Raw genomic sequence first — 21,399 nt, forward strand, 5'->3', positions numbered from 1 at the left:
TTACCGTCGGTATTTTAAAAACTCGCCGACGATAACCTTGTTAGCGACGGTGAAGATCTCAGTTCGCCGACGATAGGGGGTCATACTATCATAATTTGATAAAAAAACTCGGGCCGGCGCTAATCGTCGGTAAAACGCACTTCCAGCCGACGCTATGAGACTTATCGTCGGCCAAATTTCTATTCACCGCCGGGAATCATCGAATCGTCGGCGAATTCTCGAGAAACCAGTTACGTTCATATAATTGTGTAAAATAGAAAAAAGAGCCATCGCATTCTCTGTTATAATTTAGTTACCAACAAAAATTAACAGGGAGAGAATACAAATGACTCAACTTAATTTTACAGTAGATATGAAAAAAATTCTAGAGGATATCTCTGGAAGTAACCTTAATGAAATGACTAAAAGTCTTCCTTCTCTAGGTTTAAACTTAGTGATATAATAATAAAAACTATGTACTGTAAGGAGATATTATGGATCATATAACCGCTCATAAGTATAGTACTGCCAATAAAACGATGCTAGAAAGTGAAGAACGATGTGGATGTTTCCATTGTGTTAGTATCTTCTCACCGAGAGAAATAACTGAATGGAGCATAGATTATCGAGATAAGACAGCCATTTGTCCATACTGTGGTATCGACGCTGTCATAGGAGAATCTGTTGGATATCCACTTACAAAAGAATCATTAGAGAAAATGCACAATCACTGGTTCTAAACGAAAATATAATGCGAGACGATAGAAATGAAAATTCTATCGTCTTTTTTATTTGAAAAAGTAGAGGGCCGTATATCATTAAACGGGTATTTCATTTTGTGAAAGTAAATCGAAAAAATTAGGATCAATGCTTGATAACTCGATGAAAAACAATTGTCCGTCGCGAATCATCGGTGAAACAGACTTCCCGCCGACGCTATGAGACTTATCGTCGGCCAAATTTCTATTCACCGACGGGAATCATCGAATCGTCGGCGAATTCTCAGGGAACCACTTTTTCACCGACGATACTCGATTTACCGTCGGTATTTTAAAAACTCGCCGACGATATCCCTGTACGCGACGGTGAAGATTTCAGTTCGCCGACGATAGGGCGCTCGAATATTTTTATAACTAATATCAATCTAAAATAGGTCAGATTTTTAATATACGTACAATATCATCTAAATTATTGATGTTTGAAGATGGACATATGAATCCCATTTGATTTAAAACTGCTTGGAAATCTATAGTTACTAATTCTTCGCTCAAGTTCATAAATTCTTTCGTAAGTTGATCTGCAAAAGTATTAAAATCTTTTGGTTCTAATAATAATTTCAGAATAAAAGTTAAACTTGCAACAGAAGAGTCAATCTCAGTTAAGTTCAAATACCCATCAAACTTAATGACATAGGGTTTTCCATATCTATTTCTTTTCTTAAAGTTATAGAATCTCTCGTCATGAGCAAGTATGTTTCTAAAAATACCTAATGTCTTTAAATAATTATTAAAGTTTTTCGGTGATATAGGATGATTATGGTCAAAATTATCTGACACAGACTTTCTTTCACGATGTTTCATATGTGAGTAGAACTTACTTGTTTCTCCAAAAGTCATCGAATTAACCAAGACCCATAACGGTACATAGTTATGTTCTTCTCTATAATGTTTAATATATGGTTGTACATTCTTAGATTTCCAAATATTATTTGTTAGTTTGCTGATTAAATAGTTTACATCTGTATTTTTGATGCCATCACTATAGGGTGTGAAGTTATTCCTATGTAAATATTCATAGTCTTTATAACCAAAATTCATAGAGAAATTATAAGCAATAGATGATTTAACTAGTTCTTCTATTCGTAAAACTTCATTAAGATAAAGACTTCGTAGTCTTTTATCGAACATATATAATGCGTATATTTCTTGCAAAGAGCTACCTTTTATATAGGTTCCCTTACTTTTGTTTGATAAAAACAAGTCGGAATATCCATTGATTAAATTATAATAATTACTCTTTTAATTATGTTTAAATTATAATAAATCGGAAAAACATCTAGTCCTCTGGACTTAAGTAATTTTAATTGTTGCGCATAAGTTTTAAAGACTTTGTCTTGCTTAATCAACACCTCACTCCTAACCTAAAAAGTGTAAAAGTAAAATAACCAGATTTGACAAACTATATCTATATTATATAATATAGATAGCAGACTGACCTTGTCATTTATGGCAGGGCTTTTTTTATATCTAGACATAATTAAATATATTATACTAAAAATTGACTTGTTTTCGTTTGTTTATTAGCCTTTCTTAAGTAAATATGACTATTGCTTAGGAGGGGCTATTTTACTATTTAAATATAATATAGGGAGATCTAACAATGACAGAAAAAATTAGCACAAAAACGTTGTACCAAACATTATGGAATTCAGCAGACTTATTGCGTTCTAAAATGGATGCGAATGAATATAAAGATTACTTGCTGGGCCTTGTTTTCTACAAATACTTATCTGACAAAATGTTATATTACATATCTGAATTAATGGAGTCACCAACTCAAGATTTAAATGAAGCACAGCAAATTTATGAGGAAATTTACAGTGACGATGAAGACCGTGAAGACTTATTATATGATGTACAAGATACATTCTCATATACGATTAAACCTGAGTTAACTTTCACAAAGCTAATGTCACAGATTAACGATGGTACGTTTGAATTAGAATCTCTAGCGAGAGGGTTTAAAGATATCGAGCAGTCATCTGAAGCATTTGAAGATCTGTTTGAAGACATTGATTTATATGCACGTCGACTTGGAACAACAGATCATAAGAAAAACGAATTAATCGCATCAGTGATGAAAGAACTGTCTACATTAAACTTAACAGGTCACGCTGGTGACGTGCTTGGTGATGCTTATGAATACTTAATCGGACAATTTGCGTCTGAATCTGGTAAAAAAGCAGGGGAGTTCTATACACCTCAACCTGTATCAGAATTAATGACTCGTATCGCTATTGAAGGTAAGGAAGATAAAGAAGGGCTTACTGTATATGACCCAACGATGGGGTCGGGTTCTTTAATGCTAAACGCGAAAAAATATTCAAATCATCCAGGAAAAATCTCATATTTCGGTCAAGAATTAAACAATACGACATATAACTTAGCACGAATGAATATGATTTTACACGGTGTACCAATCGAGCAGCAACATCTACATAACGCAGATACGTTAGACGCTGACTGGCCGACAGAAGAGCCAACAAACTTTGACATGGTCCTTATGAATCCACCATATTCAGCAAAATGGTCAGCAGAAAAAGGGTTCTTAATGGACAACAGATATTCTAGATACGGCCGACTTGCACCAAAATCTAAAGCGGATTTCGCATTCCTATTACATGGATTTTATCACTTAAAAGATACAGGAACGATGGCGATCGTACTCCCACACGGTGTACTATTCCGTGGTAGTGCAGAAGAAGCAATCCGTAAAAAATTATTAGAAGATGGATCAATAGACGCGGTAATTGGATTACCTTCGAACCTATTCTTTAACACATCTATTCCAACGACAATCGTAATCCTGAAAAAAGACCGTCCGAACCGTGACGTTCTATTCATAGATGCGTCAGCGGAATTCGAGAAAAAGAGAAATCAGAACCATTTAACAGAAGAAAATATCGAAAAAATTCTAGAAACATATAGAAACAGAGAATTCGTAGACAAATATGCTTACGTAGCAGAATTTGAAGAAATAAAAGAAAACGACTTTAACTTAAACATCCCGAGATACGTCGATACATTTGAAGAGCCAGAGCCAATCGATATAAAAGAATTATCAAAAGAAATGCAAGAGATAAATAAAGAAATCGCTGAAGCGGAAAAAGAATTCCTTGCAATGCTTGATGAGTTAGAAGTGACAGATGAATCAAGAGAAATCATTGAGGCGACAAGGGAGATGTTCAAATAATGAAAAAACAAGATGAGCAGAGACTAAAATTAGCACCAAAATTAAGATTCAAGGGATTCACTAACGATTGGGAGCAGTGTAAGCTTTTAGAAGTTACAAATCGAGTTAGAGATAATGACGGTAATATGAGTTTACCAACTCTGACAATATCAGCTCGTGAAGGCTGGCTTGATCAAAAAGATAGATTTTCAAAAAATATAGCAGGTAATCAACAGAAAAATTATACTCAATTAAAATATGGACAACTATCATACAACAAAGGGAATTCAAAAGCTGCTCCTTATGGTGTAGTTTATATGCTTAACACCCATAAAGAAGCTTTAGTTCCAAGCGTTTATCATAGTTTTGAAATGATTGATGGAGTACCTAAATTTTTAGAGTACTTATTCTCTTCAAGAAAATTAGATAGAGAACTAAGAAAGTATGTTAGTTCAAGTGCTAGAATGGATGGATTACTAAATATAACCTATCAAAATTTTGAGAAAGTAGAACTTAACCTACCTCAAAAGTATGAACAACTAAAAGTCAAAGAATTCTTAAAGAAACTCGATTTATTACTTACTCTTCATAATAAAAAGTTAGAGCTTTATCAAAAGTATAAGCAGTCTATCAAGAACACTATTTTGCAAAACAAGCTTAGATTAAAAGAAGATAATAATCCTTGGCAATCTCTTACTATAGGAGATATTGGAAAAACTATATCTGGAACAGGTTTTCCTGAAAAAGAACAAGGTGGAAATACGGGGATACCTTTCTTTAAAGTATCAGATATGAATATTAATGATAACCATAAAGTAATGCAAAAAAGCACTAATTATGTTACTGAAAGCCAAGTACAACAGAATAAGTGGAAAGTTATAGAAACTAAAAACTCATATATAATATTTGCAAAAGTAGGTGCTGCTATTTATTTGGAGAGGAAAAGATTAGTTTTCAATAATTTTTTAATTGATAATAATCTAATGGCCCTAGAAATTGCAGAGAACTTCGATTCTGAATTTATCTATACTTTAATTAATAACATAAGCTTTTCTCGATTCGCTAGAGTAGGTGCTTTACCTTCATTCAATAGCAGTGATATAGAAAACATAAGAGTTTATATTCCAAACAAAGAGATTCAAAGTAAATACGGTAATCTATTTAAAAAATTAGATCAACATGAAGTTTCCATTGATAATAAAGTAAAAAAACTTATGACTTTTAAAGCTTATTTATTAGAACACCTTTTTATTTGATAAAAAACACCTTTACACTAAACCTCTAAAAACTATTTTGGAGGTTTATTTTTTATGGTTAGAAAATTAAGTAAGAACCGGTTGTTTCACAGTTATTTTAAGGATTGGGTGGAACTCTATAAAGTTGGAGCAGTCAGGGATGTGACTTTAAATAAGTACAACATTACCTATCGTCGACTTAAAGAGTTAGCTCCTGATTTAAAGATATCTCAGCTAAATAGGATGACGTATCAAAAGTTAATTAATGATTATGCTTTAACACACGAAAAGCAAACGACAATGGATTTTCATCATCAAGTTAAAGCTGCTATTTTAGATGCTGTGGACGAAGGACTTATTGAAAGAGATCCAACTAGAAAAGCAGTAATTAAAGGGAAGAGTCCAGGTGATAAGAAACAAAAGTATTTAAACCAAAGTGAGTTACAAACTCTTATTTCTACTTTAGATCTTAAAAGTGTAATAAATAGAGATTGGTTTATATTACTTGTTGCTAAAACAGGACTTCGATTTTCTGAAGCACTGGCACTTACGCCAAATGATTTCGACTTTAAAAACCAAACATTATCTATATCAAAATCTTGGAACTACAAAAATAAGAGAGGTGGATTTATACCAACCAAGAATGAGTCATCTAATCGTAAAATACAACTAGATTGGCAAACATGTATGCATTTTTCGAACTTAACTATAGGTTTACCAAAAGATAGACCAATGTTCATTAGACGAAGAATATTTAACTCAACAATTAATGACTATCTAAAAAGAAAATGCACGGATGCTGGAATACCAGTAATTTCAATACATGGACTTAGACATACCCATGCATCGTTATTATTATTTGCAGGTGTATCAATTGCAAGTGTATCAAGAAGACTCGGACACTCAAACATAACGACAACTCAACAGACCTATCTACACATTATTAGAGAATTAGAAAATAAAGACAATCATAAAATGATGCAATTCTTAGCGACTATAGTATAAAAAAGAGTCCCAATGAAAATTGGGACTTTAAGTTAAATAAAAAGATAATTTAAGTATTCTTTTTTTAAAGACTTAAGTTTATTTAGTTTTTCATTATGAAGAGTAATCATAGAATCAAGTATATCTAAAATATGTGAGATTCTATTCTTCTCTTCAATATTCTTAGGTATATGTAAAACCATATTTTTCAAGTCATTACTATTAATAGAATCAAAAGTAGAGCCTGTTGAGAATTTATTCCAATACTTAATATTATTTAATTGCTCTAGTTTATGGTAAAGAAACTTGTCTCCCTCAATAGAACAAACACCTCTACCAATAACAACTTTTTTAGTGTTTATTGCAATCTGTCCTACAGGTGCTCTTACGGTAAATATAATACTGTTAGGCTTTGCTAATTTTGTAACCTGCTTAGTATATATCCTCGGTATTACTTTCCCATCTTTTAAATCAGCGTTGCCTTGTACAAGAATGTCGTATTTATAATCTTCGGTATAATTTTTGGATAATGGTGACTGTCCCATTATAATTTCATACATATCTTTTAACTTTCGCTGCTCCCAAGGTTCGGTAAACCCTTTAAATCTTAATTGAATATCACCATGTTGTGAAATAAATATTTTATTTAAAAATAGATTCTTCTGATCTTTTAATACTTGTATTTTACGCTTATGAAGAGTAATTAAACTGTCTAACTGATTAACTATATTACTTATTTTAAGTTGCTCTTCTAATGTGCTTGGTATTTTAATATTAGTTTTAAAAAAATCTTGCGTAGATAAATTTAATAAACCATGATTCCTCGCACCTTCTGCTGCGATTTTGTTTATTTCTTTATGCCAATAATGTGATTCATAATATGATTCGAGAAACCGTTGAGAAATATTAGTGGTTTTAAATACTATATAAAGCGTAGATAATGCACCATAATCGTATTTTTTTAACATTTTGATTGCACCAAAAGGGTAATCTTTAGAATAACTTTTATTGTAAGCATATTCTCCTTTTTTAATTAATATATAGTTATCCATATTTTTACTTGCTACCTGTCTTTTAAAATAGTGTCGCTGATCTACAAGTCCATCTTGAGCAGATATAGTTAAAGGGAGATCAGTTTTTCCATTATTTTTTCGTGTAACTCTTTCAACTACATTTTTAAGCTTTTCCTGCTCCCAAGTTCGTATAAAGCACTTTACGATTATTAACTCGCATTCCACTCATGACATACATGAACTATATCTAAATCATGTGTTATTTCGAAATACACTATTACTCTCTAATTTTTTATTATTACTCTTCATATGCGTAAATTAAAGTTCTTTCTAATGTATAATATACTCACTAGGTATTTTATTTGGAGTGAGTGTATGAGGTTTACGGCTGAAGAGACGATGGAGCGTCGTTTGATTGAAGAGTTAACTAAGAATGTGTCTCAGTGGACGTATCGTGATGATTTACGGACTGAGGATGATTTGTGGGAGAATTTACGTCATAAGTTGAATATGAACAATAAAGCGGTTTTAGATGATGTGCCGCTTTCTGATAAGGAGTTTGAGCAGGTTAAGAACGAACTGAGTTTCCCGAACTTTTACCGTGCGGCTGAGTTTTTAGCAGGTGAAAATGGGATTGCGAATGTGCGTGTCGTTCGTGATGATCCGCGTGTCGGTGAGATTCGTTTAATGGTCATGAATAATCGTGATATTGCAGGTGGTTCGTCTTCTTATGAGATTATTAAACAGTATCAAGCGAGTAAGACGAGTAGTACGGATCGTAATCGTATTTTTGATGTTACACTTTTAATTAATGGGTTACCGATGATTCATATCGAACTTAAAAATCGTTCGACGTCTTATATGGATGCATTTAGACAAATTGATAAGTATTCTGGTGAAGGTAAGTTTAAGGGAATATTTTCTTCGATTCAAATGTTTGTTGTGACAAACGGTGTTGATACGCGCTATATTGCGGCAGCCCAAAAAGGGAAATTGAACTCTAAGTTTTTAACACGCTGGGTGGATGAGAATAATAAACCAGTGAATAACTACTTAGACTTTGCGAAAGATGTACTATCTATTCCACAGGCACATAAAATGGTCGGACAATATTCTGTATTAGATAGTGAGAGACGTTCGATTATTTTACTAAGACCGTATCAAATTCACGCGATTGAAGCGGTTCAAGATGCTTCTAAGCTACATAAATCAGGCTATGTATGGCATACGACAGGTTCTGGTAAAACATTAACGTCATATAAAGTCGCGAGAAACTTATTACTTATGAATAGCATTGAAAAAACGATATTCATCGTTGACCGTGTGGACTTAGATCAGCAAACGGGAGACTCGTTTAAATCTTATTCAGCAACTGACGTTGTGTCGATTGATGATACGGATAACGTAAATGATTTAATTAAAAAATTATATTCGAAAGATAAGACCGTCATCGTTACGACGATTCAAAAATTAAATCACGTTATGCGTCGTTATGAAGGTAATGAAGATAGTCCAAAGTGGAAATCGATTCGAGGTAAGAAACTCGCATTTGTTGTGGATGAGTGCCATCGTGCAATATCACCGAAAAGACAAATGGAAATCGAGAAGTTTTTTAGAGAATCATTATGGTATGGATTCACTGGAACGCCAATATTTGAAGAGAATGCTAAAGAAGTATTTGCCGATCTTCCACGTACAACAGAAGAGCAGTATGGAGATTGTCTGCACAAATATACTGTAAAAGAAGCGATTCATGATAAGGCAGTACTCGGTTTTCAAATTGAATATAAGAGTACATTTACAGAAGACGAATTAAGAGATCATGTGGATCGACAATATAACGGTACTATTACGGACTTTGATGATTTAGAACCAGTAGAACAAGAAAAACTAATTAAAAAAGAAGCATTTGAAACAATCGGTCATAAATTAACAGTTATCGACCAAATTGTTAATAAATCGCGTCATAAATTTGGCATGCATAATGAGATTGGAAAACAATATAGTGCGATATTAACCACTTCATCGATTGCGAGTGCTCAAGATTATTATCGTTTATTTAGAAAAGTGATCAACGATGAATCCGAAGTTAAAATTTCAGAACAAGTGAAGAAACGACTTCCAGATTTCCCGAAAGTTGCGATTACGTATTCTATTTCAGAAAACGAGGAGCACTCGTTTAAAAATCAAGAGTACATGAAAGAATCGATGGAGGACTATAACGAAATGTTTGGAACGAACTTCACATTAGACCAAATTGGTGCGTATAACAGAGACGTAAACCATCGTCTTGCAAGAAAACAAGACAAGTATAAGTTCAGAGAAGAGCAGTTAGACTTAGTCATTGTTGTAGACAGATTATTAACAGGATTTGATGCACCGAGTTTAGCTATTCTATTTATGGATCGTTATCCGATGCCACCGCATCATTTAATACAAGCTTTTTCTAGAACGAATCGATTATATGATGAAGGTAAAAAGTACGGTCAAATTATGACGTTTAGAACGCCATATACTTTTGAAGAAAAGGTAAAAGAAGCGCTTTTCTTATATTCAAACGGTGGAGAATCATTTGTACAAGCACCGAAATGGGAAGAGGCGTTTGATAGTTTTAAAGAAGCGTTCGATGAATTAATGCATATTGCACCGAATCTAGAAAGTATCGATTTATTAACAGAGATTACGAGTAAGAAGATGTTTGCAAAAGCATTCCAAGCGTTTGATAAGAAGTTCCAAGAGCTTCAAGTATACTCTGATTACACTGAAGAAATTGCTGAACAATTTGGAATTACGAATGAGAAGCTGGAAGACTATACTGCGAAATATAATAACATAATCGAGGAAATTAAGGCAGAATCAGGTGAAGACGATGAAGACGACGATATCATCATCGACATTGCATACGAAATAAATTCAGTTTCAAAAGATACAGTCAATCATGAATATATATTAGGGCTTATTCAAAGTGTAATGGAAAGTCGTGTGAATCATGATGAGCCAGAAGAACGTGTAGAGACAAAGCAATCAGAGATTGAATCTTACATTTCAGATTTAATACAGTCGAACGAAAAATTAGGACATCTCGTAGAAAAACTTTGGAAAAATATTAAGCAAAATCCAGAGAAGTATAATAAAGATGATGTCATGATTCTATTTGAACAACTGAAAGAACAAGAGAAAGAAACAGTCGTCAAAGAATTTGCGTATAAATACGCGCTCAATGAAAATGATTTAATGTTTGTCGTCGATAACTTTAGAGCATCTTCAGATAATCAAATCGGCGAAAGAGATCTAATAGACTCAGGGGATTATCAGACGTATAAAGCGCGTAATGATGATGCTGCAAAACGATTTAGATATCGAAAAGTCATCAAAGAAAATTTAAAAGATACGTATGCAAAGGAAATCGCGCCACTGTATGAGAGGTAAGGAGTGAGTGTAATCGATAAAGGGGTTATTTACGTTATGTCGACAGCTGTCCCAGGTCTAGTCAAAATAGGTAAGACAGGCGTTGATAACTTTGAAAATCGTATGAACTTTCTCGAGCGGAATGGATATTTTAACGTCGTAGCTTTAGATAGAAAGTTCGCCATTGAAGTTGAAGATTATCATGCAAAAGAAGTACTATTAGATGATATTTTTAAAAAGAGTAAAGTTTCTAATTCAGAACTTTATGCTTTAGATATTGATCTAGTCATTCAATTACTTTCATCATTTGAAGGAAGACAAGTATTTCCTAAAGAAAAGTCTAAAGAAGAGACATTTGATGATGCAACTAAAGAAGTAGAAATGAAAAGAGACACTTCACTTATCCCTGATGGTGAATACGTATTAAATAGAAGAGTAAGAGGATTCGGTGAAGTAAGGGGGCATAGCTCGTGTTGAAGATGGTGTCTTTACAGTGTTAAAAGGAAGCCTTTGTGCTCCGGATGGAGATACTTCACATTTAAATGAAACAAGAAGACTCGCGCATATTGTTGATAATATTTTACAAGAAGATGTCATTTGTACGTCACCATCAACAGCAGGCTTTGTAATTATCGGCAACCAAAATAACGGCTGGATGGAATGGAAAACCCGTGATGGAAAACCATTAGATATATTTAGAACTAAAAAATAATATATTCAGAAGCTAACATCCAGTTAGCTTCTTTTTCATTTCTGTAATTTTATAGCACTTCTTTGCTACACTATTTCTATACAAATGTTTTGGAGTAGATGTTTATGAAAATTGGTGTAATTTCTGATTTACATGTTGATAGATATCATAATGATGAAATAAACGAATCGACGTTTTTGCGTGAGGTTTCGAATGAGGTGCGCCGTCTTGCGCTCGATTTACTCGTTATCGCCGGAGATATTTCAAATGATCATAAAGAATCACAACGATTCACTCAAGCAGTTGAAGATATGACGGGTGTGAAGGTGCTTTTTATCCCCGGGAATCATGATTTTTGGAATGCAAGTGGAGATGATAAGTCGTCGTGGGAGATTTATGATTACTTTAAGAATCAGCCAAATTCTCTTTTAGAAAATCCCTATATCATTAACGACGAGTGGGCAATTGTCGGGAATCCTGCGTGGTATGATTATTCGTTTGCGAGCGAGAGGTTTTCTTATGAAGAGCTAGAGCGTCGCACGTTTAAGGGCGGTCATTGGCAAGATAAGTTTAATATTGATTTTAAAATCTCAGATGTTGATGTTACAAAATTTTTTGCAGAACTTACAAAGAAAGATCTCGAAAAAGTGAAAGATAAAAAAATCATCCTCGTTACACATGTTGCAACAAATAAAAAGTTCCGTGTGCCGATGCCTCATAAAATATTCGATTATTATAATGCATTTATGGGTACAACAAAATATGATGATTTTTATAATGAATATGATATTCAATATAGCGTTTCAGGCCATATTCATTTTCGTCATAACTTTATAGAGAATGGCGTCACATTTATATGTGCGTGTCTCGGTTATAGAAGAGAATGGAGAACGAAAGTAATCACAAAAGAGATACGTGATGCGATGTATGTCATTCAAATCTAGGACAGAGGAGGACTATTTTCTTTTAAAGAGTGTGTAAACTCGCTTATTCGATTTGTAAAAAATAAAAACGCTTAAAATTTTGAGTATTTTAGAAAGAGGTAAGTAATCATGAAAGCGAAGCTATTATTTTTATCTGCTGCTATAGTGATGTTAACTGCATGTCAGTCACCGACCGATGACAAAGTCGAAGATACTTCAGCTAAAAAAGATGAAAAAACTGAAGAAACGACTCAAGAAAATACGTCAAAAGAAAATGAAACAAAAAAAGATAATGCAAAAGAAAATACAAGTAATCAAACAGATACGCTACAAAAAGACGCTACTAAAGGTGAAGTGACGACAGAACACTACTCAAATGTCGTTGATGGTATTGAAGTAGATATTGAGATTACTGCAGACAAAGAAAATGATATTCTTTTAACTCTACATCAAGTTGAAAAAATCCCGTATGAATACTATGACTTAAAAAATGAAGAAGAAGCCAATCAACTTGTTGATCAAGAAAATGCCTATCATGATCAATTACTATCAGACCTTCCGGATGACGTCGCAAAAGTGACTGCAGAAAACCTTCCAGACGAAAAAGCTTTAAAGTATGATAAGTTCTATAACTACTCTGACCCAGAGAACGTCCAAACATTTATAGCGTATGATATCGTTGAGGGTAATGGAACAGAAGAAACTGTCAGCTATGAGTCATTCATCGAGTCATTAAAAGAGCTTGGAGTGATTGAAGATGATTCTGCTTCAAATTCTAACATAGATAAAAAAGCGCTAGACGAAAAAGTACTACTCGTTGCTGATAAAAAAGATGTTGAGAAATACGACAAGTATTATTATGAAGCAAGTAATGATGTAGAAGATTTTTATAAAATGTATGTCGTAGATACTGAGAAAGATCAAATACTCTATGAAGTACAGATGTCTGAAGTTGCATACAAAGATATAAATGTTGAAAATAAAAAAGATGCAGAACAATTGATAGAAGAAAAGAGTAAAGAGTTTGAAAAAGCATTAAACGGAGTTCCTAAGGATATAGCAAGTGTTGAAATTGTTAACGATGAAGAAAGTGAAATGATAAAAGTTTTCCACATCGTAAACTACGATTCTCCTGAAAATGTTAAAGCATTAGCAGATGCGAATGTAGTAACGGCAGGTTACAATGGTACAGATTTTGTAAGCCATTCACAAACAGTAGAAACTCTTAGTAAATCGGGTGGCTTGAAAGAAGTAAAATAAGATGCGGTAATACTGAAAAAGGATAAGTTCTTCTGGACTTATTCTAATACATAATATTTTATCGTATAATAGATAGAAATGAAAAAGGGAGATTTTAATAATGAAACTAAGAACGATACTATTATCTTTAATGGTTATAGTACTTGTTGCATGTAATAAAGGTCCATCAGAACACGTGTTTACAGGGACGATTGACGACATGGACGTTCAGTCAACAGTAGTCGTTGAAGGTGACGATATACAGTCAGAGCATCTCGTATATGAGTTGTCTTATGAAGCAGGCGGTATCGAAAATGACGATGAAGCAAAAGAAGCAGCAGAGGTTCAAAGAGAAACATATGAAAGACTTGCAAGTAACGCACCCGACGGAGCTGTTAAAGTGAATGTCGAAGTCGATGAAGAAAAACAAGCAATCATCATGACATTTGACTTAGATTATACAACACCTGAAAATGTTCAAGGATTAATCGAAGTTGGTTTCCTTGATGGTGATAAATCAGCGTCAACAGTAAGTTTTAAAGAAACGAAAGAACAATACGAAGCAGACGGTCTAAAAGAACAGGAATAATCGATTGTGTGTGTTTATAAACAGTGCTATAGCTGTTCGTATATAAGAAAATTTGTTACGATATAACACATACAATGTTAAAAGGTATGTGCTTATATTGAAAATTATTAAAATAATCACTTTGCTCGCTCTAGTGCTCGTGCTCACTGCATGTGTGTCTACAAAAAAGTCCGTATTTACTGGAACGTTTGAAGAGTACAATCGTACGGTGACCGTCACCCACAAAAATAATGAGGTGGCAAAAGAAGTGTACGAAACGACAGCTCCTTTAAAGTATTGGGGTTATGACACAAAAAAAGACGCGAGAGAGTCTTTACAAGATGAAAAACAAAAACTAAAAGAAAAATATGAAAAATTACCACGAGGGACTGTGAAGTTTGACTTTACAGTGAATGGTGATGATACAATCACTCAAAAGATGGTCATCCTTTATGATGATAAAAAACTCCGCGCACTTATTAAAGAGGGTATCGTAAATGAACGCGCTGAAATGAGTGACGGGAAAATTAGTTTTAATAAGCATAAATTCATTTTCGAGCGAAATGGTTTAACGCTAGAAGAATAAAACACGTGTGTCCCACCATAGAGACGCACGTGTTTTTTAATGTTTTTTATTATTTTACTTTTATTTCTTCGTACTTGTTAAACCATTCTGGGTACGCCTTTTTAAAGTTTACTGGACGAAAACCAGTTTCTGTCTTTTTACCGACGATACATGTCACTTCACCGTCCGCACACGTTTCACGTGCTTCATTGACGATTTCGAATCCGTACGTTACGCGAATTCCGGTGTTCTTTTCTACCCACGTGCGTACAAATGCACGGTCGCCATATATAATCGGATTTTTGTACGTAATATTGACGTTGTGAATCGGTGCGACGAATCCTTCTTTTTCCATTTCAACATAACTAAACCCGAGATCTTCAATGAGTTGAATTCTCCCAAGCTCTAGCCATTTTATATAATTTCCATGGTACATGACACCCATCATGTCCGTATCTGCATATAATAATTGGATTTCAGTTTCAGCAACGTATGCCATATGTGTTGACCTCTTTTCGGTTATAAAAATAAATTTGGATATTTATAATATTATCATATCGAAATGTAAGGTGTGATGCTTTAAAAAAGAATAAAATAAGAGTTCTTCTTGACTCACTAGATGTTAAATGTCTTATAATAGTATGTTATAAAATTACAAAAGGAGAGAAAATTTTGACGGATAATGAAGGCAAACGGTTAACAAATGTATTTAAAGTCTCTGTAGTAGTCGTCCTTCTGCTTGTATTGATAGGTGTATTTTTCCCAAAGGAGTTTGGAAATATTGCTGGAAAAATAGCGAATGCAATTTCAGTCAATCTCGGCTGGTACTATATGATTATTATGACAGGATTTATCTTTTTCTGTATCTTTTTATCGCTCAGTCCTATCGGAAAATTAAAGCTCGGTAAGCCCGATGAAAAGCCAGAATTCAGGACGATTTCTTGGTTAGCGATGTTATTTAGTGCAGGAATGGGAATTGGTTTAGTGTTCTATGGTGCGTCTGAACCAATTAGTCACATGGTGAATCCTTCAACTGGTGAAGGTGGAAAAGATCAAGCACTCGAAGCAATGCGTGCGACGATCATGCACTGGGGGATTCACGCTTGGGCAGCGTACGGAGTAGTTGCGCTTGCATTAGCTTATGCAGCATTTCGTAAAGAGGAGAATGGTCTAATCTCTAAAACATTACGTCCAATCTTTGGAGATAAGGTGGATGGATGGCTCGGAACGATCATCGATGTTCTCGCAGTATTCGCCACAGTTGTTGGTGTTGCGGTCTCTCTTGGTGTCGGTACACTTCAAATTAATGGGGGACTCACGTACTTATTTGGAATTCCAAACGGATTCTCCATTCAACTTATCATTATTATTGTTGTTACAATTCTCTTTTTACTCAGTGCATATACAGGATTATCTAAAGGGATTCAATTGTTAAGTAATACTAATATGGTGCTTGCAGGAATTTTATTTTTAATCGTATTAATTGTAGGTCCTACACTTGCGATTTTCACAATGATGACTACGTCAACGGGGGTCTATTTACAAGAATTTATGTATCAAACTTTAGACTCAGGTTTTAATAACCCTCAGAAATCTCAATGGTTGCAAGACTGGACGATTTACTACTGGGGTTGGTGGTTAAGCTGGACGCCATTCGTAGGTGTATTTATTGCACGTGTGTCTCGAGGGCGTACAATTCGAGAATTCGTCCTAGCAGTTATGCTCGTACCAACATTAATTGCGATTGTTTGGTTTAGTGTATTTGGCACGACAGGGATGAGTATCGCATTACAATTCCCAGGGATAGCAGAACTTGCACCAGAAGAGCAACTATTTGCGATATTCGATAAACTACCACTTGGTACGTTACTATCGGTGATTGCGATTTTCCTAGTTGCAGTATTCTTTATAACGAGTGCAGACTCAGCCACATTCGTTCTTGGTATGCAGACATCTAATGGTTCATTACAACCATCTACAATCATGAAAGTCATATGGGGTATTTCTTTATCTGCAATTGCAGTTGTATTACTACTTGCAGGGGGAGAAGAAGCACTAAGTGCGATTCAGTCTGCTGCGATTATTGCCGCATTACCGTTTAGTGTCGTCATAATTTTAATGGTAATTGCGTTCTTTAAAGATGCAAATAACGAACGTAAATATCTCGGTCTTACAATTCGACCAGACGAGAAGCAGATGAAAGAGTATCTATCAAGAACGCCACAAGAGCATAGTCAAGATATATTAGACTATATCGATGAAACAAGCGACCAAAAAGGTATATAAAAGGAATCACCATACGGTGGTTCTTTTTTCTTTGTCAAAATTTACACACCACCAGTGATGACTTGAAGTAGTTATGGTACTATTGACGTAACTAGGAGTGAGGCAATGCGTACGATTAAAAAGATTTTGCTATCTTTTTTACTCATACCGGCTGTGCTACTGTCACCGATGACAGCAGTCGCAAATGAAACGTCGGTCAGCCCGTACTTAATGGATATGATCGATGTACGATTAAGTGAAAATAGTGAAGAAAATGAAACACATGTAAATAACATCATCAGTCGATTAAATCGAATTGACCAGCGTATTTTAGAAAACGTATCTCAGAGTGGTGTCACGATAATACTATCGGATTTACCGATGACGGAGTTCCCGGAGTTTAGTAATTTAAAAGGTGTCGTACCACGCGGACATACTGATACGTGGGATAACATACCAGGGCTCGGAGGATTCCAGTCGTATGTAAGAGTCGGAGCGAGTGAACCTGGAATTAAAAATAATCACGGTGACGTGAATTTAGAATTACACGAGTTTGGACATATCGTCGACAGCTTTTTAGTCGACGGAACGACGATATCTAAAGAAGATGAATTCGTTCAAATTCATGCTGAAGAATATGAAAAAATGTTCCCAGGGCAACCGTATTTTAAATACGTCGAAGAGTATTTTGCAGAAAGTTTTGCGTATTATTATTTAAGTCAAGATACGCGTAATATACTATCATCACGCGCTCCAAAAACGGCAGCATTTTTAGAAAATATGCACCGTAAAGTGTTTACGATTACTGACGTAAAAAGCGATGGTTTTTCATTATCATGGGATGATTATAGTGGAGAATATTATAACGTGATTGTTAATGGTTCTGTCGTTCACAGGACACAAGATTTAACAGCAGTCGTCGATGGACTTGAGCCGAGCACGCTTTACGAGGTGGCTGTTGAAGTACGTGATAAAAACGATAACGTCATCGACAAAACGTACGTCGAATCGATTTATACGACCGCAAAAGCAAACGTCGAGACAGACCGTTTGAGTGCGTTACTCGTTGAAGTTGGAAAAGTGCCTGAGAGTAATATCACACCAGAGTTAAGAGAAGCGAAAAAAGAAGCGGCGAGTATTTTACAGCGCATAGTAAATGAAGATATTTCGCAAGAAGAAGTCGACGATGCGACGGCTAACTTAAGTGACGCATATCAAATCTTCCAGCCAAGAATTATGGAGAAAAATATTCAAGGTGAAGAAAACACGTTTACAAGTGAAACGTCCCACGTCAAAACAATGCCAAAACATATGACGTGGATCGTAATTTTAAGCGTCTCAGTCGTGCTTATTTTATTAGCAATCGTTTATTTATATTATTCAGGTCGAGAAGAAGATTAAAAACAGTTACGATTTTCGTAACTGTTTTTTATTTGTGGAGGTATTTCATCGACTTGAAATATACCCATATAGGGTATATAATAGAATTGTAAATGATAAAGAGGTGACGACGTGGAAAGAGAGAAAACAATTCGACCAGATGAAGAAAAAACGAAACTTCTTAATCGCTTAAAAAGAATTGAAGGGCAAGTAAGAGGTGTTGAGAAAATGGTCGAAGATGATAGATATTGTATGGATATTTTAATTCAACTTCGTGCGATCGAATCCGCACTTCATAATGTTGGATTAGAAGTAACCGAGCGCCATATGAAACACTGCGTAACAGATGCAATTCAAACAGGTGAAGGTGACGAATATATCGAAGAGTTAATGCGTATTTTAAAACAATTTTCAAAAAGTAGGTGAGTGAATGAGTGAGAAAAAAGAAACACTCAAAATTACAGGCATGACGTGTAGTGCGTGTTCTTCACGTATTGAAAAAGTACTAAATAAAATGGACGGCGTAGATGCACAAGTGAACCTCGCGACTGAACTCGCGACAGTTAAATATGATAATGACAAGTTATCGACCAAAGACGTAAAAGATAAAATTAAAAACCTTGGATACGACGTTCAAATGAAGACGTCAGAGTTTAATATTACAGGTATGACGTGTGCGTCTTGTTCATCTCGAATCGAAAAAGTACTAAACAAAATGGATAGTGTCGAAACAGCGACTGTTAACTTAACGACAGAAAAAGCGACAGTAACATATAACGAACAAGAATTATCAGAGTATGACATTATTAAACGTATCCAAAAAATTGGATATGATGCTGAAACAGTAGAAGATGACACAGACAGTGCTACTAAAAAAGATGAAGCAACTGAAAAGTTAAAACGAAAAGTCATTATTAGCGCGATTCTTTCGGCACCACTTTTACTGACGATGCTCGATCACTTACTTGGTGTTCATTTACCAGCAATTTTCATGAATCCTTGGTTTCAACTTGCATTCGCGGCACCCGTACAATTTATAATTGGTTGGCAATTTTATAAGAGTGCCTATAAAAATTTAAAAACATTTAACGCGAATATGGACGTACTCGTCGTTATGGGTACAAGTGCAGCATTCTTATTCAGTTTATATGAGACGTATAAATGGATGAAATTTGGTACAGAACCACATTTATATTTTGAAGCGTCAGCAGTTATTATTACATTAATCTTATTCGGTAAATATTTAGAAGCGCGTGCAAAATCCGAAACGTCTAGTGCAATTTCAAAACTTCTTGATATGCAAGCGCGAGAAGCAAGAGTTATTCGTGACGGAAAAGAAGTAATGATTCCTGTTGAAGAAGTTGTTGTTGACGATATATTAATGATTAAACCTGGTGAAAAGATACCGGTAGATGGTATTGTATTAAAAGGAAATTCATCAATCGATGAGTCAATGTTAACAGGTGAATCTATTCCAGTCGAAAAAAATAAAGGTGACGAGTTAATCGGATCGACTGTAAACGAAAACGGTACATTAGAAATGCGCGCGACGAGAGTAGGTAAAGATACTGCACTTCAATCTATCGTAAAAATCGTTGAAGATGCACAAGGTGTGAAAGCACCTATTCAGCGTATGGCAGACGTTATTTCAAACTACTTTGTGCCAATCGTTATTGGAATTGGAATTGTGACATTTATCCTTTGGTATTTAATTACAGGAAAAGTTGAACCAGCACTTGTTGCGAGTGTGTCAGTATTAGTTATCGCATGTCCATGTGCGTTAGGACTCGCAACACCAACGTCAATTATGGTTGGTACGGGTAAAGGTGCAGAGCAAGGAATTCTCTTTAAAGGTGGAGAACACTTAGAGAAAACTCACCAACTCGACACCATCATTTTAGATAAGACAGGTACAATCACGAACGGCACACCAGAAGTAACGGATTATACTGGTAGTGATGAGACATTACAATTGCTCGCAAGTGCAGAGAATCATTCCGAGCACCCGCTCGCAAATGCAATTGTTAAATACGCTAAAAGTGAAGGACTCGAATTATTATCTGTCGACGATTTTAAAGCAATACCAGGTCATGGTATTGAAGCGACGATTGAAAGTAAAGAAGTGTTAGTTGGTACGAGAAAACTAATGCGTGATCGAGCGGTTAATTTATCAGCAGCAGATGATATGGAAGTCTATGAATATGACGGTAAAACAGCGATGATTGTTGCAGTAAACGGAGAATATAAGGGAACGATTGCTGTACTAGATACTGTAAAAGATACTGCAAAAGAAGCGGTAAAATTACTCCATGAAGACGGATTAGAGGTCGTCATGCTAACTGGAGACAATAAACGTACTGCAGAAGCAATCGCAAGAACTGTTGGAATTGATACAGTCATTGCAGAAGTTTTACCAGAGGAAAAAGCAGAAGTTGTTAAAAAATACCAAAATTCGGGTAAAGTAGTAGGGATGGTTGGTGACGGTGTAAACGACGCGCCAGCTTTAGCACTCGCTGACATTGGTATTGCGATTGGAACAGGGACTGACGTTGCGATTGAAGCAGCGGACTTAACAATACTCGGTGAAGACTTAACACTCATTCATAAAGCAATTTCACTGAGCCATAAAACTATACGTAATATTAAGCAAAACTTATTCTGGGCGTTTTTCTATAATACACTCGGAATACCAATCGCAGCCTTAGGACTTTTAGCACCATGGGTTGCTGGAGCTGCGATGGCATTTAGTTCAGTGAGTGTAGTATCAAATGCATTACGATTAAAACGTGTAAAATTATAGGAGTGATTATATAATGGAATCAATTATTAAAGTCGAAGGTATGACATGTGGTCATTGTAAACAGTCTGTAGAAACAGCATTAAACAATTTAGATGGTGTACAATCAGCAACAGTTGACTTAGAAAACGGCGACGTTACAGTCAAACATGAAGACAGTGTTACGAAAGAAGCAATGTCAGAAGCAATCGAAGATCAAGGCTACGACGTTGTGTAATTGAGTATACCCCTCGCATCACTCGGTGATGCGGGGGTCTTTTTATGCGAAGAGTCGGTGGAAGAGATTAGAGTGCGTTCGTTATGTAAAGATGGACGAGGTTTTAATTCTTATAAGAAATAAAAATAGACTGTCTGACCGATTTTATTAACAAAAAATAGTCGAATCTGTTAGATATATTGAT

At 35.0% G+C, this 21,399-nt stretch carries 18 protein-coding genes and 1 pseudogene; 16 read left to right on the forward strand and 3 right to left on the reverse strand.

Annotation, left to right across the window (positions count from 1 at the left end; all coding sequences use genetic code 11):
• The first annotated feature begins 473 nt into the window (after positions 1-473).
• Entirely contained in the window at positions 474-719 is a 246-nt protein-coding gene (locus HMPREF3029_RS02800) for a cytoplasmic protein (protein WP_068129410.1), read from the forward strand.
• 414 nt (positions 720-1,133) lie between these two features.
• Here the strand turns inward: HMPREF3029_RS02800 and HMPREF3029_RS02805 are convergent.
• Positions 1,134-1,982: pseudogene (locus HMPREF3029_RS02805) on the reverse strand (Abi family protein); the annotation flags it as partial.
• Positions 1,983-2,358: 376 nt separating this feature from the next.
• Here HMPREF3029_RS02805 and HMPREF3029_RS02810 point away from each other — a divergent pair.
• Genes HMPREF3029_RS02810 through HMPREF3029_RS02820 form a run of 3 tightly spaced genes read left to right on the forward strand, consistent with a single transcriptional unit; the run spans position 2,359 to position 6,170 of the window.
• The gene (locus HMPREF3029_RS02810; RefSeq protein ID WP_070709610.1) at positions 2,359-3,951 is read left to right on the forward strand and encodes a type I restriction-modification system subunit M; all 1,593 of its coding nucleotides are present in this window, start codon (positions 2,359-2,361) and stop codon (positions 3,949-3,951) included.
• Entirely contained in the window at positions 3,951-5,186 is a 1,236-nt protein-coding gene (locus HMPREF3029_RS02815) for a restriction endonuclease subunit S (protein WP_070709612.1), read from the forward strand. The genes HMPREF3029_RS02810 and HMPREF3029_RS02815 overlap by 1 nt, the downstream gene beginning before the upstream one ends.
• 54 nt (positions 5,187-5,240) lie before the next feature.
• Positions 5,241-6,170 (forward strand): site-specific integrase, encoded by a 930-nt coding sequence (locus HMPREF3029_RS02820; protein WP_070709615.1) that lies wholly within the window; start codon positions 5,241-5,243, stop codon positions 6,168-6,170.
• 32 nt (positions 6,171-6,202) lie between these two features.
• Here the strand turns inward: HMPREF3029_RS02820 and HMPREF3029_RS02825 are convergent, their stop codons facing one another.
• A complete protein-coding gene (locus tag HMPREF3029_RS02825; RefSeq protein WP_083314958.1) occupies positions 6,203-7,387 on the reverse strand; it encodes a restriction endonuclease subunit S in 1,185 nt (394 codons plus the stop codon).
• Positions 7,388-7,537: 150 nt separating this feature from the next.
• On the opposite strand from HMPREF3029_RS02825, the gene HMPREF3029_RS02830 reads away from it, so the two are divergent.
• From HMPREF3029_RS02830 to HMPREF3029_RS09090, 7 genes are all read left to right on the forward strand, one after another.
• Positions 7,538-10,591 (forward strand): type I restriction endonuclease subunit R, encoded by a 3,054-nt coding sequence (locus HMPREF3029_RS02830; RefSeq protein WP_070709617.1) that lies wholly within the window; start codon positions 7,538-7,540, stop codon positions 10,589-10,591.
• A gap of 3 nt (positions 10,592-10,594) precedes the next feature.
• Entirely contained in the window at positions 10,595-11,047 is a 453-nt protein-coding gene (locus tag HMPREF3029_RS09535) for a GIY-YIG nuclease family protein (protein ID WP_210400773.1), read from the forward strand.
• A 16-nt stretch (positions 11,048-11,063) separates the two neighbouring features.
• Positions 11,064-11,282, forward strand: coding sequence for a DUF4357 domain-containing protein (locus tag HMPREF3029_RS09540; protein ID WP_210400774.1), 219 nt, complete (start codon positions 11,064-11,066; stop codon positions 11,280-11,282).
• 104 nt (positions 11,283-11,386) lie between these two features.
• Entirely contained in the window at positions 11,387-12,205 is an 819-nt protein-coding gene (locus tag HMPREF3029_RS02840) for a metallophosphoesterase (protein WP_070709620.1), read from the forward strand.
• Positions 12,206-12,313: 108 nt separating this feature from the next.
• Positions 12,314-13,444, forward strand: coding sequence for a hypothetical protein (locus tag HMPREF3029_RS02845; protein WP_070709622.1), 1,131 nt, complete (start codon positions 12,314-12,316; stop codon positions 13,442-13,444).
• Positions 13,445-13,544: 100 nt separating this feature from the next.
• Positions 13,545-14,012, forward strand: a complete 468-nt coding sequence (locus HMPREF3029_RS02850) for a DUF1307 domain-containing protein (RefSeq protein ID WP_068130134.1) — start codon at positions 13,545-13,547, stop codon at positions 14,010-14,012.
• A 97-nt stretch (positions 14,013-14,109) separates the two neighbouring features.
• Positions 14,110-14,577 (forward strand): DUF1307 domain-containing protein, encoded by a 468-nt coding sequence (locus HMPREF3029_RS09090; RefSeq protein WP_168165493.1) that lies wholly within the window; start codon positions 14,110-14,112, stop codon positions 14,575-14,577.
• A gap of 49 nt (positions 14,578-14,626) precedes the next feature.
• On the opposite strand, the gene HMPREF3029_RS02860 is transcribed toward HMPREF3029_RS09090, so the two are convergent.
• Positions 14,627-15,055, reverse strand: a complete 429-nt coding sequence (locus tag HMPREF3029_RS02860; protein ID WP_040928576.1) for an acyl-CoA thioesterase — start codon at positions 15,053-15,055, stop codon at positions 14,627-14,629.
• Positions 15,056-15,228: 173 nt separating this feature from the next.
• On the opposite strand from HMPREF3029_RS02860, the gene HMPREF3029_RS02865 reads away from it, so the two are divergent.
• The 5 genes from HMPREF3029_RS02865 to copZ all read left to right on the forward strand — a co-directional run bounded on the left by HMPREF3029_RS02865 (position 15,229) and on the right by copZ (position 21,215).
• Complete coding sequence (locus HMPREF3029_RS02865) at positions 15,229-16,842, forward strand: BCCT family transporter (RefSeq protein WP_371327363.1); 1,614 nt, start codon at positions 15,229-15,231, stop codon at positions 16,840-16,842.
• Between the two features lie 105 nt (positions 16,843-16,947).
• Positions 16,948-18,222, forward strand: coding sequence for an anthrax toxin lethal factor-related metalloendopeptidase (locus tag HMPREF3029_RS02870; protein WP_070709626.1), 1,275 nt, complete (start codon positions 16,948-16,950; stop codon positions 18,220-18,222).
• A 111-nt stretch (positions 18,223-18,333) separates the two neighbouring features.
• Positions 18,334-18,627 (forward strand): metal-sensing transcriptional repressor, encoded by a 294-nt coding sequence (locus tag HMPREF3029_RS02875; RefSeq protein ID WP_070709628.1) that lies wholly within the window; start codon positions 18,334-18,336, stop codon positions 18,625-18,627.
• A gap of 4 nt (positions 18,628-18,631) precedes the next feature.
• Positions 18,632-21,001 (forward strand): heavy metal translocating P-type ATPase, encoded by a 2,370-nt coding sequence (locus HMPREF3029_RS02880; RefSeq protein WP_070458610.1) that lies wholly within the window; start codon positions 18,632-18,634, stop codon positions 20,999-21,001.
• 13 nt (positions 21,002-21,014) lie between these two features.
• Positions 21,015-21,215 (forward strand): copper chaperone CopZ, encoded by a 201-nt coding sequence (gene copZ, locus HMPREF3029_RS02885; protein WP_083314960.1) that lies wholly within the window; start codon positions 21,015-21,017, stop codon positions 21,213-21,215.
• Positions 21,216-21,399 lie beyond the last annotated feature (184 nt).

It is taken from the genome of Nosocomiicoccus sp. HMSC059G07, from assembly GCF_001815515.1.
Classification (GTDB): Bacteria; Bacillota; Bacilli; order Staphylococcales; family Salinicoccaceae; genus Nosocomiicoccus; species Nosocomiicoccus ampullae_A.

Excerpts from the sequence above, each read along its gene's own strand:
- HMPREF3029_RS02845 (WP_070709622.1), top strand. The coding sequence starts at position 12,314 with ATGAAAGCGAAGCTATTATTTTTATCTGCTGCTATAGTGATGTTAACT.
- HMPREF3029_RS02830 (WP_070709617.1), top strand. The coding sequence starts at position 7,538 with ATGAGGTTTACGGCTGAAGAGACGATGGAGCGTCGTTTGATTGAAGAG.
- HMPREF3029_RS02820 (WP_070709615.1), top strand. The coding sequence starts at position 5,241 with ATGGTTAGAAAATTAAGTAAGAACCGGTTGTTTCACAGTTATTTTAAG.
- HMPREF3029_RS02840 (WP_070709620.1), top strand. The coding sequence starts at position 11,387 with ATGAAAATTGGTGTAATTTCTGATTTACATGTTGATAGATATCATAAT.
- HMPREF3029_RS02850 (WP_068130134.1), top strand. The coding sequence starts at position 13,545 with ATGAAACTAAGAACGATACTATTATCTTTAATGGTTATAGTACTTGTT.
- HMPREF3029_RS02860 (WP_040928576.1), bottom strand. The coding sequence starts at position 15,055 with ATGGCATACGTTGCTGAAACTGAAATCCAATTATTATATGCAGATACG.
- HMPREF3029_RS02880 (WP_070458610.1), top strand. The coding sequence starts at position 18,632 with ATGAGTGAGAAAAAAGAAACACTCAAAATTACAGGCATGACGTGTAGT.
- HMPREF3029_RS02815 (WP_070709612.1), top strand. The coding sequence starts at position 3,951 with ATGAAAAAACAAGATGAGCAGAGACTAAAATTAGCACCAAAATTAAGA.
- copZ (WP_083314960.1), top strand. The coding sequence starts at position 21,015 with ATGGAATCAATTATTAAAGTCGAAGGTATGACATGTGGTCATTGTAAA.
- HMPREF3029_RS02800 (WP_068129410.1), top strand. The coding sequence starts at position 474 with ATGGATCATATAACCGCTCATAAGTATAGTACTGCCAATAAAACGATG.
- HMPREF3029_RS02810 (WP_070709610.1), top strand. The coding sequence starts at position 2,359 with ATGACAGAAAAAATTAGCACAAAAACGTTGTACCAAACATTATGGAAT.
- HMPREF3029_RS02870 (WP_070709626.1), top strand. The coding sequence starts at position 16,948 with ATGCGTACGATTAAAAAGATTTTGCTATCTTTTTTACTCATACCGGCT.